Below are 16438 nucleotides of genomic sequence, written 5' to 3'. Positions count from 1 at the left end.
TATGCAAAATAGCCCATTAGCTGTTGATTGTCCGTCGAATACCGGGCGTCCTTTAACTATCGGTTTAGTAGCCGGAGAAACTTCTGGCGACATCTTAGGCGCTGGGTTGATTCGTGCGCTGAAAGCTCAGGTTCCCGATGCCCGCTTTGTTGGTGTTGCTGGGCCACTGATGCAAGCTGAGGGATGTGAAGCCTGGTATGAGATGGAAGAGTTGGCAGTGATGGGCGTTGTTGAAGTATTAGAACGCTTGCCACGGTTACTCAAGATCCGCAAAGATCTGACCCAACGCTTTAGTGAACTCTCCCCAGATGTTTTCGTGGGTATCGATGCGCCTGATTTCAATATCACCCTCGAAGGGCGTTTGAAACAGCGTGGCATCCGAACCATTCATTATGTCAGCCCCTCTGTTTGGGCCTGGCGACAAAAACGCGTTTTCAAAATTGATAAAGCGACCGATATGGTGTTGGCTTTTCTTCCTTTTGAAAAAGCGTTTTACGATCGTTTCAATGTTCCATGTCGCTTTATTGGTCATACCATGGCTGATGCCATGCCTTTAATCCCTGATAAGCAAGCGGCAAGAACAGAATTGGGGATTGCGCTACATGCGCCATGTCTGGCCCTGTTGCCGGGTAGTCGCCATTCAGAAGTGGAAATGCTCAGTGCCGATTTTCTGCGTACTGCAGCCATCTTGAGGCAACAACTGCCTGAGCTGGAAGTGCTGGTTCCATTGGTTAACAGCAAGCGTCGTGAGCAGTTTGAACGAATTAAAGCTGAAATTGCCCCTGACTTATCCGTCCATTTATTAGTTGGCAATGCCCGGGTGGCGATGATTGCCAGTGATGCTACCTTGCTCGCCTCGGGTACTGCGGCGTTGGAATGCATGTTGGCTAAATGCCCCATGGTGGTCGGTTATCGTATGAAACCCTTCACTTTCTGGTTAGCAGAACGATTAGTTAAAACACCTTATGTCTCATTACCGAATCTGTTGGCAGGCGAAGAGCTGGTGACAGAATTGTTGCAGCAAGAGTGCCAACCACAAACATTAGCCGATGCATTGTTACCGCTATTACAAGGTGGTGGTGCAGTTGAGGCGTTAAAAGAACGTTTCCTGATTTTGCATCAGAGCATCCGTTGTGGCGCGGATGAACAGGCAGCACAGGCGGTATTGGAGTTAGCAGGTCGATGACAGATATTTTTATATACCCGCAGGCGAATTTGATTGCCGGTGTGGATGAAGTTGGCCGTGGCCCATTAGTGGGGGCTGTTGTCACTGCGGCGGTTATTCTCGATCCGACACGGCCAATTGTCGGTTTGGCAGACTCGAAAAAACTGAGTGAGAAGCGGCGTCTGTCACTTTATGACGAAATTACGGATAAGGCCCTGTCCTGGAGCCTTGGTCGCGCTGAGCCAGAAGAGATTGATCACCTAAATATATTGCATGCAACAATGCTGGCAATGCAAAGAGCAGTAGCAGGATTGCATATCACACCCGATTATGTGTTGATTGATGGTAATCGCTGTCCAAAACTGGCGATGCCGTCATTAGCCGTTGTAAAAGGGGACAGCCGAGTTGCAGAGATCAGTGCCGCCTCTATTCTGGCTAAAGTGACCCGTGATCGTGAAATGACTGAACTGGATCTCATTTTCCCCGAGTATGGTTTTGCGCAGCACAAAGGCTACCCGACAGCATTCCACCTGGAGCGGCTGGCGGCACTAGGCGCAACTGAGCACCATCGGCGCAGCTTTGGCCCGGTTAAGCGCGTGTTAGGGCTGATATAAGCCGGTATTGTCGCTGAAAGACACTCATAGTTATGATGCCCTCAGACACTCTGTTCTGCGGGTGTGATTCAATCCACTAATTTCTGGTATCTGGATATGGCCGAACCTCGTTTTGTCCACCTGCGTGTTCACAGCGATTACTCCATGATCGATGGATTAGCCAAGATTGGACCCTTGGTGAAGAGAGCTGCTGCATTAGGTATGCCCGCTCTGGCCATTACTGACTTCACTAACCTTTGTGGTTTGGTGAAATTCTACGGTAGCGCCCACGGTGCTGGGATTAAACCCATCATTGGTGCAGATTTCTACGTGCAAAGTGAAATCTTGGGTGATGAGTTGGCTCACCTTACTGTGTTGGCACGCAATAATGAAGGTTATCAAAACCTTACCTTATTGATCTCCGAAGCTTATCAACGTGGTTATGGCGCAGCTGGTCCGATAATTGATCGCGATTGGCTGATCAAGCATAAAGAGGGGCTGATTCTGCTATCCGGTGGCCGGATGGGGGATGTCGGCAAGTTTATGCTGCGCGGCAATCAGACTCAGGTTGATCAGTGTCTTGAGTTTTATCAAGAGCATTTCCCTGACAGTTACTATTTGGAGCTAATCCGTACCGGTCGGCCAGACGAAGAGAACTATCTTCATGCGGCAGTCGCGCTAGCGACTGATCGTGGGCTGCCCGTTGTTGCGACCAATGATGTGCGTTTTATTGTTGAGTCTGACTTTGACGCCCATGAGATCCGCGTTGCTATTCATGACGGTTTTACATTGGTTGATCCTAAGCGGCCTAAAAATTATAGTCCTCAGCAGTTTATGCGCGATGAAGAACAGATGTGTGAGCTGTTCGCGGATATTCCTGAAGCGCTGCTCAACAGTGTTGAAATAGCCAAACGTTGTAACGTCACCATCCGCCTTGGGGAATACTTTCTACCGCAGTTCCCTACCGGTGAGATGAGCACGGAAGATTTTTTGGTAGAAAAATCAAAGCAAGGTTTGGAAGAGCGGTTGGAATTCCTCTTCCCCGACTCGCAAGTGCGGGCGCAAAAACGGCCAGAGTATGACGAGCGGCTCGATATTGAGCTAAAAGTTATCAACCAGATGGGATTCCCTGGTTACTTCTTGATAGTAATGGAATTTATCCAGTGGTCTAAAGATAATGGTGTTCCGGTAGGGCCAGGGCGAGGCTCAGGTGCAGGCTCTCTGGTGGCATATGCGCTCAAGATTACCGATCTGGATCCGCTGGAATTTGACCTGCTATTCGAACGTTTTCTCAACCCTGAACGTGTATCAATGCCCGACTTCGACGTTGACTTCTGTATGGAGAAACGTGATCTGGTGATTGAACATGTGGCCGAGATGTATGGCCGCGATGCGGTTTCTCAGATTATTACCTTCGGTACGATGGCTGCCAAAGCGGTTATCCGCGATGTGGGCCGCGTGCTGGGCCACCCTTATGGTTTTGTCGATCGTATCTCAAAATTGGTGCCACCAGATCCTGGAATGACGCTGGAAAAAGCCTTTGCCGCTGAACCGCAACTTCCTGAAATTTATGAAGCCGATGAAGAGGTTAGGGCGCTGATTGATATGGCGCGTAAGCTGGAAGGGGTAACACGTAACGCTGGGAAACACGCCGGTGGGGTGGTTATTGCTCCGACCAAAATTACTGATTTTGCACCGCTATATTGTGATGCGGAAGGCAAAAACCCGGTTACTCAGTTCGATAAAAATGATGTGGAATATGCCGGTCTGGTGAAGTTCGACTTCCTCGGTTTGCGTACGCTAACTATCATTAATTGGGCGCTGGAGATGATCAATGCCAAGCGCGCCAAAACTGGGCTGGAACCGATAGATATCGCCTCTATTCCGCTGGAAGATAAGCAAAGCTTCGATATGCTGCAACGTTCGGAAACGACAGCAGTATTCCAGCTTGAATCCCGAGGTATGAAGGATCTTATCAAGCGGCTGAAGCCAGACTGCTTCGAGGATATGATAGCTCTGGTGGCATTATTCCGCCCCGGTCCGCTGCAATCCGGGATGGTAGATAACTTTATTGACCGTAAACATGGTCGTGAAGCACTGTCCTATCCTGATATCGAATGGCAACATGAATCCCTGAAGCCTGTACTGGAGCCGACCTATGGCATCATCCTGTATCAGGAACAGGTTATGCAGATTGCGCAGGTTCTGTCTGGCTACTCCCTTGGCGGCGCGGATATGTTGCGTCGAGCTATGGGTAAGAAAAACCCAGCAGAGATGGCAAAACAGCGTTCGGTATTCGAAGATGGGGCCAAAAGTCAGGGTGTTGACGGTGAATTGGCGATAAAAATCTTTGACTTGGTAGAGAAGTTCGCCGGTTATGGTTTTAACAAATCTCACTCCGCTGCTTATGCTTTGGTGTCCTACCAAACGTTGTGGTTAAAAGCACATTATCCGGCTGAGTTTATGGCTGCGGTAATGACCGCCGATATGGATAACACCGATAAAGTTGTTGGTCTGGTTGATGAATGTTGGCGTATGGGGCTGAAGATTCTGCCACCAGAAATTAACAGTGGCCTGTATCACTTCCATGTAAACGATGAGGGTGAAATTGTTTACGGGATTGGTGCTATCAAGGGGGTTGGTGAGGCGCCGATCGACGCGATACTGGAGGCACGTAAAGAGGGCGGTCACTTCAAAGATTTGTTTGATTTATGTGCCCGCGTCGATACGAAAAAGCTGAATCGGCGGATATTAGAAAAGTTAATCATGTCCGGTGCTTTTGACCGTTTGGGGCCGCACCGTGCCGCATTAATGAGCTCCTTAGGCGAAGCGTTAAAAGCCGCAGACCAACATGCGAAAGCAGAGGCCATTGGTCAGGCCGATATGTTTGGCGTATTGGCTGATGCACCTGAGCAGGTTGAGCAATCTTATGCTAATGTGCCGCGGTGGCAGGAACAAATTGTTTTAGACGGTGAACGGGAAACGCTGGGGTTATACCTAACCGGCCACCCGATTACTCAATATCTAAAGGAAATCGAACGTTATGCTGGCGGGCTGCGTTTGAAAGATATGCATCCGACGGATCGGGGCAAAATGACCACTGCGGTAGGGCTGGTAATCGCTGCAAGGGTTATGGTAACAAAACGCGGGAATCGCATTGGTATTTGTACTTTGGATGACCGTTCCGGGCGTCTGGAGGTGATGCTATTCACCGATGCATTGGAAAAATATCAGCATTTATTGGAAAAAGACCGTATCCTGATAGCCACTGGACAGGTCAGCTTTGATGACTTTAGTGGTGGACTTAAAATGACCGCCCGTGAGTTAATGGACATCAGTGAAGCTCGTGAAAAATATGCCCGTGGGCTTGCTATATCGCTGACCGACAGGCAAATTGATGACCAGCTTTTGAACCGTCTCCGTCAGTCGTTGGAACCCCATCGAGCGGGGACGATCCCAGTGCATCTTTATTACCAACGGGAAGATGCTCGCGCCCGGCTGCGGTTTGGAGCCACATGGCGCGTGACGCCCACCGATCGCTTATTGATAGATTTGCGAACGCTGGTAGGTAATGAGCAGGTGGAACTGGAATTTGACTAAAATAGGAATGCTATGAGTCTGAATTTTCTTGATTTTGAACAGCCGATTGCAGAGCTGGAAGCGAAAATTGACTCGCTGACTGCAGTCAGCCGTCAAGACGAAAAATTAGATATTAATCTGGATGAAGAGGTCCAGCGTCTGCGTGAGAAAAGTGTTGAGCTGACGCGGAAAATTTTCTCGGACCTCGGCGCATGGCAGATTGCCCAACTGGCACGCCACCCTCGTCGTCCTTATACCCTGGATTATATCGCTAATATCTTTACTGATTTCGAAGAACTGGCGGGTGATCGCGCTTATGCCGACGACAAAGCTATTGTCGGTGGTATTGCTCGTCTGGATGGTCGCCCGGTGATGATCATTGGTCATCAAAAAGGCCGTGAAACCAAAGAAAAAATTCGCCGTAACTTTGGTATGCCAGCGCCTGAAGGTTATCGTAAGGCACTGCGTCTGATGGAGATGGCTGAGCGCTTTAAGCTGCCAATCATTACTTTCATTGATACACCAGGGGCGTATCCTGGTGTTGGCGCAGAAGAGCGTGGTCAATCTGAAGCCATCGCACGTAACCTGCGTGAGATGTCACGTCTGAGTGTTCCTATCGTTTGTACCGTTATTGGTGAAGGTGGCTCAGGCGGCGCATTAGCCATTGGTGTTGGCGATAAAGTGAATATGCTGCAATACAGCACCTATTCCGTTATCTCCCCAGAGGGCTGTGCATCTATTCTGTGGAAAAGTGCTGATAAAGCACCGTTAGCCGCAGAGGCCATGGGTATTACGGCTCATCGTCTGAAAGAATTAAAGATGATTGACTCGGTTATCCCTGAACCTTTAGGCGGCGCGCACCGTGATTACACCACTATTGCTGCTGCTTTGAAGGCGCAACTGTTGGCTGATCTTAGTGATCTGGATGTTTTGAATGACGAAGAATTATTGAATCGTCGTTATCAGCGTCTGATGAATTACGGTTATTGCTGATTAAGCATGCCCGATTTATTGGGCATCGCAGAGAAATATTGAAATCCGGCTCATATATTATGGGCCGGATTTTTTACTTATAGATTCTGAGTAATAATATCTAACTCCATAATAATTTTGGCAAAAATTTAATTTCATGTTGTTATAGGTAATTGGCGGACAATATGAGGATTCACCGATGAATATCATCGCAATCATGGGGCCGATGGGGGTTTACTACAAAGATGAACCTATTCGTGAGTTAAACGATGCCCTGCTGGCTAAAGGTTTTCAGTTGATCTACCCTCAGGATCGTGGTGATCTGCTTAAACTGATCGAGCATAATGCGCGGATTATTGGTGTGATTTTCGATTGGGACCAGCACAGTAATGAGCTTTGCACTGAAATTAATGATCTGAACGAATATCTCCCACTTTACGCATTTATCAATACGACCTCCTCATTGGATGTCAGTTTGAATGAAATGCGCATGGCTCTTTATTTCTTTGAATATACGTTAAATGCGGCAGATGATATTGCCCAGCATATTGAACAATATACCGCTGAGTATATGGATAGCATCACTCCGCCGCTAACCAAGGCGTTATTTAATTACGTCAAAGAAGGGAAATATACCTTCTGTACGCCGGGGCATATGGCGGGGACGGCATTTCAAAAAAGCCCGGTAGGCAGCTTATTCTATGATTTCTTTGGTGCTAACACCCTCAAGGCTGATGTGTCGATTTCAGTGACTGAACTCGGATCACTATTAGACCACAGTGGCCCGCATCTGGAAGCCGAAGAGTATATTGCCCGTACTTTCAATGCTGAGCAGAGTTATATGGTGACGAACGGGACATCAACGGCAAATAAAATCATTGGCATGTATTCGTCCCCCTCGGGCAGTACAGTATTGATTGATCGTAATTGTCATAAGTCTCTGACCCATCTTTTGATGATGACCAATATCATTCCGCTATATTTGTGCCCGGCCCGTAATGCTTACGGTATTTTGGGCGGCATCCCGCAGCACGAATTTACGCGCGAATCTATTACTGAGAAAATTGCACAAACCAAGAATGCCAGCTGGCCAGTGCATGCGGTGATAACGAACTCGACCTATGATGGGCTGCTCTATAATACTGATTATATTAAGCAGACACTGGACGTCCCTTCAATTCACTTTGATTCCGCCTGGGTGCCTTATACCAATTTCCATGAGATCTATGAAGGGAAAAGTGGCATGAGCGGGGAACGGGTTGCGGGTAAAGTTTTCTATGAAACGCAATCGACACATAAATTGTTGGCCGCATTCTCTCAAGCTTCGATGATTCATATTAAAGGTGATTACAATGAAGGCACTTTTAACGAAGCTTATATGATGCACACCACCACCTCACCGAATTACGGCATTGTGGCATCAATGGAAACTGCCGCAGCAATGATGCGTGGTAAACCGGGCAGGCGCATGATTATGCGCTCCATTGAGCGTGCGATGCATTTTCGCAAAGAAGTTCGCCGTTTACGTTCACAGAGTGACAACTGGTTCTTTGATGTCTGGCAGCCAGAAGATATTGACGAAATAGCCTGTTGGCCGTTGCAACCGGGGCAAAAGTGGCATGGCTTTAGCAATGCAGATGCAGATCATATGTATCTGGATCCGATCAAAGTGACCATCCTGACGCCGGGTATGAGCAGTGAAGGGGAACTTGAAGACGAAGGGATCCCTGCGGCATTAGTCGCTAAATTTCTCGATGAACGCGGCATCGTGGTAGAGAAAACCGGGCCATATAATTTGCTGTTCCTGTTCAGTATTGGCATTGATAAAACTAAGTCGATGAGCTTATTACGCGGCCTCACTGAATTTAAACGCGCTTATGATCTTAACTTGCGGGTTAAAAATATGCTGCCGGATCTGTTTGCTGAAGATCCCGATTTTTACCGCCATATGCGTATTCAGGAGTTGGCCGCCGGTATCCACCAATTGATCCGTAAACACGACTTGCCCCGTTTGATGCGCCAGTCCTTTGATGTACTGCCAGAGATGAAACTCACGCCGTATGACATGTTCCAACAGCAGATTCGCGGTAATATAGCGGCCTGCGAAATGCGTGATTTGATAGGTAAAGTCGTGGCCAACATGATCCTGCCTTACCCGCCGGGGGTACCGTTGGTTATGCCAGGTGAAATGATCAGTGAAGAGAGCCGCGCAGTCTTGGACTTCCTGCTGATGCTGTGTGCCATCGGCGCGCATTACCCTGGATTTGAAACCGACATTCACGGAGCTAAACGCGATGATGATGGTCGCTATTGGGTCAATGTGCTGAAGACAAATGATTAAACTGGAGTAATACATGTTAGCAATACGTCAGATACATCATATTGCAATCATTGGCTCAGATTATCAGGTCAGTAAAAAATTCTACTGTGAGGTGCTGGGGTTCAGCTTGATAAGTGAGGTCTATCGTGAAGAACGCGACTCATGGAAAGCTGATTTAGCCTTAAATGGGCAATATACTATTGAGTTGTTTTCTTTTCCCTCCCCGTCAACACGGCCTAGCCGCCCAGAGGCTTGTGGTTTACGTCACCTGGCTTTTCAGGTTGATAATATTGAGCAGGCAGTCAGTGAACTGGGGGCCGCCGGTGTGATTTGCGAAGCGGTTCGCATTGATCCCTATACCCAATCACGTTTTACTTTCTTTACTGATCCAGATGGTTTACCTCTGGAGCTATACGAAATAACGCTGGAATGACATGAACTCAGCCACCTTTATGCCTAATGTGTTACTCAATCCTTTGTTCGCGCAATTGGGTGATCATCGCCATGTTCTGGTGGGGTTCAGTGGTGGGTTGGATTCCAATGTATTACTGCATTTATTGGTTAGCCTGCGCCAACAATTGCTCCCTGAGCTGAAAGTTCGCGCGATTCATATTCATCACGGATTAAACCCATTGGCAGACAGTTGGGTAAAACATTGCCAGCAGCAGTGTGATCAATGGGAAGTTCCACTTGAAGTGGTGCGAGTGAAGATTGACCCGCGACACAATGGAATAGAGGCTGCCGCCAGAACGGCTCGCTATCAGGCATTTTCCTCACATTTAGCTGCCAATGAAGTGCTACTTACGGCTCAACATCTGGATGACCAGTGTGAAACCTTCTTACTGGCACTTAAGCGGGGCAGTGGTCCGGCGGGGCTGTCCTCAATGGCAGGCAGAATGCCGTTTGCCCATAGCCAGTTGTTGCGGCCATTGTTGGCCTTTTCCCGCGCAACGCTTGAGAACTATGCTCAAGCACAACAACTACGGTGGATTGAAGATGACAGCAATCAGGACCATCGTTTCGATCGTAACTTCTTGCGATTAAGTGTGTTGCCTCTGCTTCATCAGCGCTGGCCGCATTTTGCTCAAGCGACGGCGCGCAGTGCAAGTCTGTGCGCTGAGCAGGAACAATTATTGGATGAGTTGTTGGCAGATAATCTGCAACAACTGCAAAGCCCGGATGGCGCGCTTTCTATTGAGGGGTTATTACTGGCCTCAGAAGCCAAACGGGGGGCGATATTACGCCGTTGGCTGGCTAGATGGGGGGTAGTGATGCCATCGCAAAACCAACTGCAACGTTTGTGGTTAGAAGTTGCTATGGCAAGGCAAGATGCAGAGCCTCAGCTTACTTTGGGGGCACATCAGGTTCGCCGCTTCCGGCAATATTTATATCTATTGCCACCGCTGGCTGAGATAAATATACGGCATCTACCTTGGGCCAACATTGAGGCTGGGCCTAATCATGTCGCAATCCCCCCAGGCCCTTTGATTCTACCTGCCAATCTGGGGGTATTGAGTTTTATTACTGAAGGGGGGCAAGCGGTCAGGGCTGCGGCAACCGGCGAGGTGATCAGCGTCCGTTTCGGTTTACAAGGTGATATCAAGATTGTTGGGCGGCACCATTCGCGCCATAGCAAAAAGATTTGGCAAGAGTTGGGGGTACCGCCGTGGCAACGGGAGCGTATTCCGCTACTCTACTTTGGCGAACAATTAATTGCTGCGGCTGGAGTGTTTGTGGCTCAGGCAGGCCAGGCAAAAGAAGGCGAACCCTGTTGGCACCTAAATTGGGCCAACGCGGAATAATAAAATAACAACACGCAGAACAGTCTATTTTGAGGAGTAATGATGAAATTAGTCGTCAGTATAATGGTGTTATGGGGATTGAGTAGTTTCTCGGTGTTGGCAAAAAATGATATCGAAGCGGGGCGGGTTAAGTCTGCCAGTTGTGTGGCTTGTCATGGTGCACAAGGTAAGGTTTCGGTGCCGATGTATCCTAATCTGGCTGGGCAAAATGCCATGTATTTAGAACAATCATTAAAAGCGTATAAAAAAGGGGAGCGAACTGGTGGGCAAGCTGGAGTGATGCAGGCTTATGTTGCGCCTTTAACCGACGAGGATTTCTCTGATTTGGCGGCTTACTATGCCAGTTTAAAACCTTAATTCGGTTTGGTTTGCCCTGAATGCAAAACGGGCCACTTTTCAGCGGCCCGTCATCAATATAATGGGATGAAGCTATGATGCACTCACCACAACAGTCCCTATCTCGGGGTGACTGAAGCTGGCAATATAGTCCAGACGCAACTCGCGCATTGTTCCTTCTTGCTCGATAATTAGGTATTCGACCTTTTTTCTCAGCAGCAGATCGCTGGCTTTACCTTCTACGATCTCACCGCCTCTCAACTTCAACGTCAGTATCAGGTGATGTTGGCAGGCGAGCTCTAGATTATCGTAGTCATCACAATTGATGGGTTGATACTCTTCACTCATCGACATAATCGCTCACCAATAAGTTAGCGGCGGCAAAGGCCGCCTGTTCCCTAACGGAGGACGGTAGTGCGTCGTTAGCCGCAACTTCGTCCAATGCTTTCAATACACAGCGCAATGCGTCTGGTACGTAACCCAGATCGCCACTTCCAATTTGGGCATAAAAACGGCGTACTAATTCACAGTATTGCTGCACAGTAATCCTCCTGGAAAAGTTTAACCCAGTAGATTCTCAGCGGAAGCGACACACTGTCAACCTACGAAGATAAACTCTGAACTTATAAGGACTATAGCACAGGAGTGATAGAGATATTAGAGTGTGGCACAAGGTTTCTTTTTCGCATTGATGCCACTAATCGTTCTCTTTATGCAGGGTTGGCTGGCTGCTGGCAGACTGGATCAAGTACACTGTCCGCCAGATAATTAAGAGGTCACCCATGGCACTAAAAGCAACCATCCATAAAGCTGCTGTTAACATTGCGGATATGGATCGTAATTTTTTTCAGGATGTTAACCTGACTATCGCGCAGCACCCCTCCGAAACTGACCAGCGTATGATGCTGAGGTTACTCGCATGGATCTGCCACGCTGATGAGCGTTTGCAGTTTACTAAAGGTCTGAGCGCTGACGATGAGCCGGAGATTTGGCGTCATAATGACCATAACGGTATTGAATTGTGGGTTGAGCTGGGGTTACCAGAGGAGAAACGTCTGCGTAAAGCCTGTAATCAGTCACAGCAAGTGGTGCTGTATGCCTACAGCGAACGCGCAGCTAAGGTGTGGTGGCCACAAGTCCGGGATAAGTTATCCGGGCACCGCAATTTGCGGGTGCGCTTCTTGGGTGATGAACAGATGGCCAAGTTGACGGCACTTGCGAATCGTAATATGTCGTTACAGGCTACGTTGCAAGAGGGAACTATTTGGTTGTCGGATGCTCAGAATAATCTGGAAATTAGTTTTGATGAATGGCAAGGCGACGGGCAATAAGCGTGCTGATTATATCTAATTATGTCAGTCTACCTGACAGTGAGATTGAGCTGACGGCGATCCGGGCGCAGGGCGCGGGGGGACAGCACGTCAATAAAACCTCAACTGCCATTCATTTGCGCTTTGACATTAAGGCTTCAAGCCTGCCAGAGTACTATAAAGAAAGGTTATTATTGCTAAATAGCCATTTGATGACGGCAGAGGGTGTCGTTATCATCAAAGCGCAAGAATACCGCAGCCAGGATATGAATCGCGAAGCGGCATTGGCGCGGCTGGTGGCATTAATCCGTCAGGCAATGGTGGTAGAAAAGGCTCGTCGGGCGACAAAACCGACCAAAGGCTCAAAAATAAGGCGAGTCGAGGGCAAAGTCCGCAAAGGTGCGACCAAAGCACTGCGCGGCAAAATACATCAGGAGTGATGCCATTATTTAGCCTGGGATTTATACATTGTGACTAATGTGGCTTCATTCCTTATATATCGGACACAGTATGGGAGAATGACTGTGAAAAAATTAACAATAACGCTATTTTTGGCAGTAGGTGCACTGTCATTATTAGGTTGCAACAATCGACATCAACCGGTTGAACAGGCTTTACAACCTATGCAGCAAAGCTATCAGGGCGTATTACCCTGCGCGGATTGCAGTGGTTTGGATACCTCACTGTTCCTTGATAGCGATGGGACTTTTATCCTGAAGGAAATTTATCGTGGTACTGCTCATGCTGGCGATAACAACGAGAGCGATCAAACCTTTGCTGAATACGGTCAGTGGGCGCGTACTGCTGATAAGTTGGTACTTACTAACGGGCAAGGGGAGAAACGCTACTTTCGGCCAGTAGGTAAAAATCTGGTGATGCTCGACCAACAAGGATTGGCGATTCAGTCAGCATTGAATTATCAGCTTACCCCGAGTGATCAGCCGTTACCCAAAACGCCGATGCCGTTGAGCGGTATGTATAAGTATTTTGCTGATGCCGCCGTATTTACCGATTGTGCTACCGGCCGAACCTTCCCAGTCGAGAATAATATTGCACTGGAAACCGGATATTTAAAGGCCCGTAAAAAGGTCGGTGAACCGGTATTTTTAACCCTTAATGGCCATTTTGATGTGCGGCCATCGATGGAAGAAGGGCAATCAGACAAAACGCTGATTCCGGCTGATAACATTAAGTTTAATGCCAGTAAGAGTTGCGGCAGTAAATAGAATCTATCCGTTGCTGCAATAAAAAGCCGCTGGTAGTGAGTTAACTATCCAGCGGCTCAGCGGTTTATTTAGGGTCAATTAGCGCTTGATTTGGCCCAGCAGGAACTCAATGATTTCACTGGTTTTAATCATCTGCTTCTCACCAACACGGCGGTTTTTATATTCCACCTCTTCGCAGTCGAGATTGCGGTCACCAATCACGATATTGTGTGGCACGCCAATCAGCTCCATATCGGCAAACATCACGCCTGGGCGTTCTTTGCGGTCATCAAGAATCACGTCAATACCATGGGCACGCAGAGTGGCATACAGCTCTTCTGCCAACTCTTTCACGCGGAAAGATTTGTGCATATTCATTGGCAAAATGGCTACCTGGAACGGTGCAATCGCATCCGGCCAAATAATGCCACGGTCGTCATGATTCTGCTCAATGGCCGCTGCTACTACACGGGATACGCCAATACCGTAACAACCCATGGTCATCACTTGGTTACGGCCATCTTCGCCCTGAACCGTGGCTTTCATCGCTTCCGAGTATTTAGTGCCTAGCTGGAAGATATGACCGACTTCAATACCACGCTTGATAAGTAATGTGCCTTTGCCATCAGGGCTGATATCACCTTCAACCACATTACGTAAATCGGCAATTTGTGGCAGCGGTAAGTCACGCTCCCAATTAATACCAAAGTAGTGTTTGCCGTCGATATTCGCGCCAGCACCAAAATCACTCATTGCTGCCACACTGCGGTCAATCACGATTGGCAACTGCAAATTAACCGGGCCTAATGACCCTGGACCTGCGCCAATCACTGCACGAATCTCTTCTTCACTGGCAAAGGTCAGTGGTTTGGCGATTTGTAGCAGTTTTTCTGCTTTAATCTCATTGAGTTCATGATCACCGCGAACCAGCAACGCAACCAGTTTGTGACCACTCTCTTCGTGAGCATGTACCAATAAGGTTTTCACTGTTTTCACTATTGGAAGGTTGAACTGCTCGACCAATTCAGCGATGGTTTTTGCATTCGGGGTATCAATGATACGCAGCTCTTCCGTGGCGCTAGCCCGTGGTTCATCAGGAGCCACTGCTTCAGCAAACTCAATATTAGCGGCATAATCAGAACCGGTTGAGAACACGATGTCGTCTTCGCCACTCTCGGCCAGCACTTGGAATTCATGCGATGCACTGCCACCAATTGAACCGGTATCTGCCAGAACTGCACGGAAATTCAGATCCATACGAGAGAAAATCTTACTGTAGGCCGCATACATCGCGTCGTAAGTTTCCTGCAACGATTCCTGAGTGGTATGGAAAGAGTAAGCATCTTTCATCAGGAACTCGCGAGCACGCATCACGCCGAAACGTGGGCGAACTTCATCACGGAACTTGGTCTGGATTTGGAAAAAATTTAGCGGCAACTGTTTGTAAGAGTTGATCTCACCGCGAATCAGGTCAGTAATCACTTCTTCATGAGTTGGACCGAGCACAAATGGGCGTTCGCCGCGATCGACAAAACGCAATAGCTCAGGACCATACTGTTCCCAGCGACCACTCTCCTGCCACAAATCAGCCGGTTGTACGACGGGCATTGAAACCTCAATAGCACCGGCGTTATTCATCTCTTCGCGCACGATGTTTTCGACTTTCTTCAACACCCTAACTCCGGTCGGTAACCAGGTATAAAGACCTGATGCCAGTTTACGGATCATCCCGGCACGAAGCATCAGTTGGTGACTGATCACTTCAGCATCGGCAGGTGTCTCCTTTAGAGTGGAGAGCAGATATTGGCTAGTACGCATGATGTTTTGGTTCCATTAGCACTGCAACAAGTAGAGGCAGTCCAAAAAGTAAAAAGTGGTTTAGTTTACCAGCGAGTACGGGTTGTCAAAAGAGAGCTGGCTGAAATTTAGCGTGGGTCGAGCGACAACACTTCTGTTTGCTGGCCCATAACCCGCCAACGCACATTAAATTCCAGCAACAGAACCGCGTATTCGCGGCTTTCATTATCGTCTTTACGGTAGGCTGGACGGGGGTCTTGTGCCAAAACCTGGCTGATAAAACGCCGCAAATGTGGATAACGCGTCTGCTGCTGTACTAACTGTTGCTCAGCGGTGGCTGAGAAACACACCGGCATATCTGCATCTGGGGCTGTCTGCGCAAAACCAGCGCGCGCCAGTGGCTGGCTCTCTGCGAAAGGCAGATAGGGTTTAATGTCAATCACCGGGGTTCCATCAACCAGATCCAGACTCCCCAACTCCAGAATCACCTCTGCGCCCTGGCAACGTATCCCTTTCAGCTCAATCAACGACATGCCGATAGGATTTGGCCGGAAAGTGGAGCGAGTGGCAAATACGCCCATCCGTGTATTACCGCCTAAACGTGGCGGGCGAACCGTCGGACGCCAACCCCCCGCCATGGTTTGATGGAAAACGAACATCACCCATACATGACTGAAGTCAGATAACCCACGCACGGCTTCCGGCTGATTATAGGGAGCCACTAACTGTAACTCACCACCGCCATCTTCAATTAGACCGGGCTGCCTTGGCACCGCAAACTTTTCTTTATAGGGTGAGCGAATCACCCCGATCTGATTGAAGGAAAATACACTCATTTTGATGAAACGTTCAGTGCAGAACCTTGGCACACCGCTTGTTGATAGCAGCCAGGAACGCCACTTTGTATTTCACATCCGTGTAGCAGCACCGCATTGGCTTTCATATAAGAAGCACGGGTCTGCATTCTCTTACGGGCGGTGGCGATACTGGCTGGAGAGTCCTGAACGGTAGATTGGCAAGACTCACCGGATACTTCGCCTAAGTCGCGGAAAGGCTTGCCAACAAGTTCTTCAGCACTTTTATAAAGTTTTACCGGTGCCGGACGAGGGGCTGCCGTTGGGCTGGGTTTAGTCACCGGAGGTGGTTGCTTAACCGGACTTTCTGTGGTGGATGGCTTTGATTGAAGCATGGAGCATCCAGTTAGCGAAAGTGCTAACAGACACAGAGGTAACGCACGCATAGAAATTCCTCAGCCTTTTTTATTTAAGAGGCGCTATTGAAGCAATCTATGATGCAAATAACAAGACGGGCCATAGCCCGTCTTGCAATATATTTAGCAAACACTGATTTTAGCTAACG

At 48.5% G+C, this 16438-nt stretch carries 16 protein-coding genes; 11 read left to right on the top strand and 5 right to left on the bottom strand.

The features are described from left to right. The first annotated feature begins 1 nt into the window (after window position 1). From lpxB to V1956_RS20880, 8 genes are all read left to right on the top strand, one after another. A complete protein-coding gene (gene lpxB / locus V1956_RS20915; RefSeq protein WP_442825618.1) occupies window positions 2-1186 on the top strand; it encodes a lipid-A-disaccharide synthase in 1185 nt (394 codons plus the stop codon). Beyond that, window positions 1183-1779 carry a ribonuclease HII gene (gene rnhB / locus V1956_RS20910; protein ID WP_372559763.1) on the top strand — a complete coding sequence of 199 codons (597 nt, stop codon included), beginning with the start codon at window positions 1183-1185 and terminating at the stop codon, window positions 1777-1779. Before lpxB ends, rnhB begins: the two co-directional genes overlap by 4 nt. Before the next feature lie 96 nt (window positions 1780-1875). Further along, the gene (gene dnaE / locus V1956_RS20905) at window positions 1876-5358 is read left to right on the top strand and encodes a DNA polymerase III subunit alpha (RefSeq protein WP_372559762.1); all 3483 of its coding nucleotides are present in this window, start codon (window positions 1876-1878) and stop codon (window positions 5356-5358) included. A gap of 12 nt (window positions 5359-5370) precedes the next feature. After that, window positions 5371-6330, top strand: coding sequence for an acetyl-CoA carboxylase carboxyl transferase subunit alpha (gene accA, locus V1956_RS20900; RefSeq protein WP_372559761.1), 960 nt, complete (start codon window positions 5371-5373; stop codon window positions 6328-6330). 178 nt (window positions 6331-6508) lie between these two features. Further along, on the top strand, window positions 6509-8650 hold the full coding sequence (locus V1956_RS20895) for a lysine decarboxylase LdcC (protein WP_442825617.1): 2142 nt from the start codon (window positions 6509-6511) through the stop codon (window positions 8648-8650). A gap of 13 nt (window positions 8651-8663) precedes the next feature. Beyond that, window positions 8664-9062 (top strand): VOC family protein, encoded by a 399-nt coding sequence (locus tag V1956_RS20890; protein WP_372559759.1) that lies wholly within the window; start codon window positions 8664-8666, stop codon window positions 9060-9062. A gap of 1 nt (window position 9063) precedes the next feature. Then, window positions 9064-10431, top strand: coding sequence for a tRNA lysidine(34) synthetase TilS (tilS, locus tag V1956_RS20885; RefSeq protein WP_442825616.1), 1368 nt, complete (start codon window positions 9064-9066; stop codon window positions 10429-10431). A gap of 39 nt (window positions 10432-10470) precedes the next feature. Then, window positions 10471-10788, top strand: coding sequence for a c-type cytochrome (locus V1956_RS20880; RefSeq protein WP_372559757.1), 318 nt, complete (start codon window positions 10471-10473; stop codon window positions 10786-10788). Window positions 10789-10860: 72 nt separating this feature from the next. Here V1956_RS20880 and rof read toward each other — a convergent pair whose 3' ends face one another. Both rof and V1956_RS20870 read right to left on the bottom strand, forming a co-directional pair. Then, window positions 10861-11121 carry a Rho-binding antiterminator gene (gene rof / locus V1956_RS20875; RefSeq protein WP_083162954.1) on the bottom strand — a complete coding sequence of 87 codons (261 nt, stop codon included), beginning with the start codon at window positions 11119-11121 and terminating at the stop codon, window positions 10861-10863. Beyond that, window positions 11108-11308, bottom strand: a complete 201-nt coding sequence (locus V1956_RS20870; protein ID WP_005185672.1) for a YaeP family protein — start codon at window positions 11306-11308, stop codon at window positions 11108-11110. The genes rof and V1956_RS20870 overlap by 14 nt, the downstream gene beginning before the upstream one ends. A 241-nt stretch (window positions 11309-11549) precedes the next feature. Between V1956_RS20870 and V1956_RS20865 the strand changes: the two genes are divergently transcribed. The 3 genes from V1956_RS20865 to nlpE all read left to right on the top strand — a co-directional run bounded on the left by V1956_RS20865 (window position 11550) and on the right by nlpE (window position 13303). Continuing rightward, the gene (locus V1956_RS20865) at window positions 11550-12098 is read left to right on the top strand and encodes a YaeQ family protein (protein WP_442825615.1); all 549 of its coding nucleotides are present in this window, start codon (window positions 11550-11552) and stop codon (window positions 12096-12098) included. A gap of 2 nt (window positions 12099-12100) precedes the next feature. Beyond that, window positions 12101-12517, top strand: coding sequence for an alternative ribosome rescue aminoacyl-tRNA hydrolase ArfB (gene arfB / locus V1956_RS20860; protein WP_372559755.1), 417 nt, complete (start codon window positions 12101-12103; stop codon window positions 12515-12517). 84 nt (window positions 12518-12601) lie between these two features. Next, window positions 12602-13303, top strand: coding sequence for an envelope stress response activation lipoprotein NlpE (nlpE, locus tag V1956_RS20855; RefSeq protein WP_193784790.1), 702 nt, complete (start codon window positions 12602-12604; stop codon window positions 13301-13303). A 78-nt stretch (window positions 13304-13381) separates the two neighbouring features. On the opposite strand, the gene proS is transcribed toward nlpE, so the two are convergent. The 3 genes from proS to rcsF form a co-directional block, all read right to left on the bottom strand. Continuing rightward, the gene (proS, locus tag V1956_RS20850; RefSeq protein ID WP_442825614.1) at window positions 13382-15100 is read right to left on the bottom strand and encodes a proline--tRNA ligase; all 1719 of its coding nucleotides are present in this window, start codon (window positions 15098-15100) and stop codon (window positions 13382-13384) included. 107 nt (window positions 15101-15207) lie between these two features. After that, window positions 15208-15915 (bottom strand): tRNA (N6-threonylcarbamoyladenosine(37)-N6)-methyltransferase TrmO, encoded by a 708-nt coding sequence (gene tsaA / locus V1956_RS20845; RefSeq protein WP_372559753.1) that lies wholly within the window; start codon window positions 15913-15915, stop codon window positions 15208-15210. Further along, window positions 15912-16319 carry an Rcs stress response system protein RcsF gene (rcsF, locus tag V1956_RS20840; protein WP_083162966.1) on the bottom strand — a complete coding sequence of 136 codons (408 nt, stop codon included), beginning with the start codon at window positions 16317-16319 and terminating at the stop codon, window positions 15912-15914. The genes tsaA and rcsF overlap by 4 nt, the downstream gene beginning before the upstream one ends. Window positions 16320-16438 lie beyond the last annotated feature (119 nt).

Source organism: Yersinia sp. 2540 StPb PI (genome assembly GCF_052217165.1).
In the GTDB taxonomy this organism is placed as follows: domain Bacteria; phylum Pseudomonadota; class Gammaproteobacteria; order Enterobacterales; family Enterobacteriaceae; genus Yersinia; species Yersinia enterocolitica_E.
This window is presented reverse-complemented; position numbering and strand designations above follow the sequence as displayed.

Coding starts and splice junctions, on each gene's coding strand:
- lpxB (WP_442825618.1), top strand. CDS start 2: ATGCAAAATAGCCCATTAGCTGTTGATTGTCCGTCGAATACCGGGCGT.
- rnhB (WP_372559763.1), top strand. CDS start 1,183: ATGACAGATATTTTTATATACCCGCAGGCGAATTTGATTGCCGGTGTG.
- dnaE (WP_372559762.1), top strand. CDS start 1,876: ATGGCCGAACCTCGTTTTGTCCACCTGCGTGTTCACAGCGATTACTCC.
- accA (WP_372559761.1), top strand. CDS start 5,371: ATGAGTCTGAATTTTCTTGATTTTGAACAGCCGATTGCAGAGCTGGAA.
- V1956_RS20895 (WP_442825617.1), top strand. CDS start 6,509: ATGAATATCATCGCAATCATGGGGCCGATGGGGGTTTACTACAAAGAT.
- V1956_RS20890 (WP_372559759.1), top strand. CDS start 8,664: ATGTTAGCAATACGTCAGATACATCATATTGCAATCATTGGCTCAGAT.
- tilS (WP_442825616.1), top strand. CDS start 9,064: ATGAACTCAGCCACCTTTATGCCTAATGTGTTACTCAATCCTTTGTTC.
- V1956_RS20880 (WP_372559757.1), top strand. CDS start 10,471: ATGATGAAATTAGTCGTCAGTATAATGGTGTTATGGGGATTGAGTAGT.
- rof (WP_083162954.1), bottom strand. CDS start 11,121: ATGTCGATGAGTGAAGAGTATCAACCCATCAATTGTGATGACTACGAT.
- V1956_RS20865 (WP_442825615.1), top strand. CDS start 11,550: ATGGCACTAAAAGCAACCATCCATAAAGCTGCTGTTAACATTGCGGAT.
- proS (WP_442825614.1), bottom strand. CDS start 15,100: ATGCGTACTAGCCAATATCTGCTCTCCACTCTAAAGGAGACACCTGCC.
- tsaA (WP_372559753.1), bottom strand. CDS start 15,915: ATGAGTGTATTTTCCTTCAATCAGATCGGGGTGATTCGCTCACCCTAT.
- rcsF (WP_083162966.1), bottom strand. CDS start 16,319: ATGCGTGCGTTACCTCTGTGTCTGTTAGCACTTTCGCTAACTGGATGC.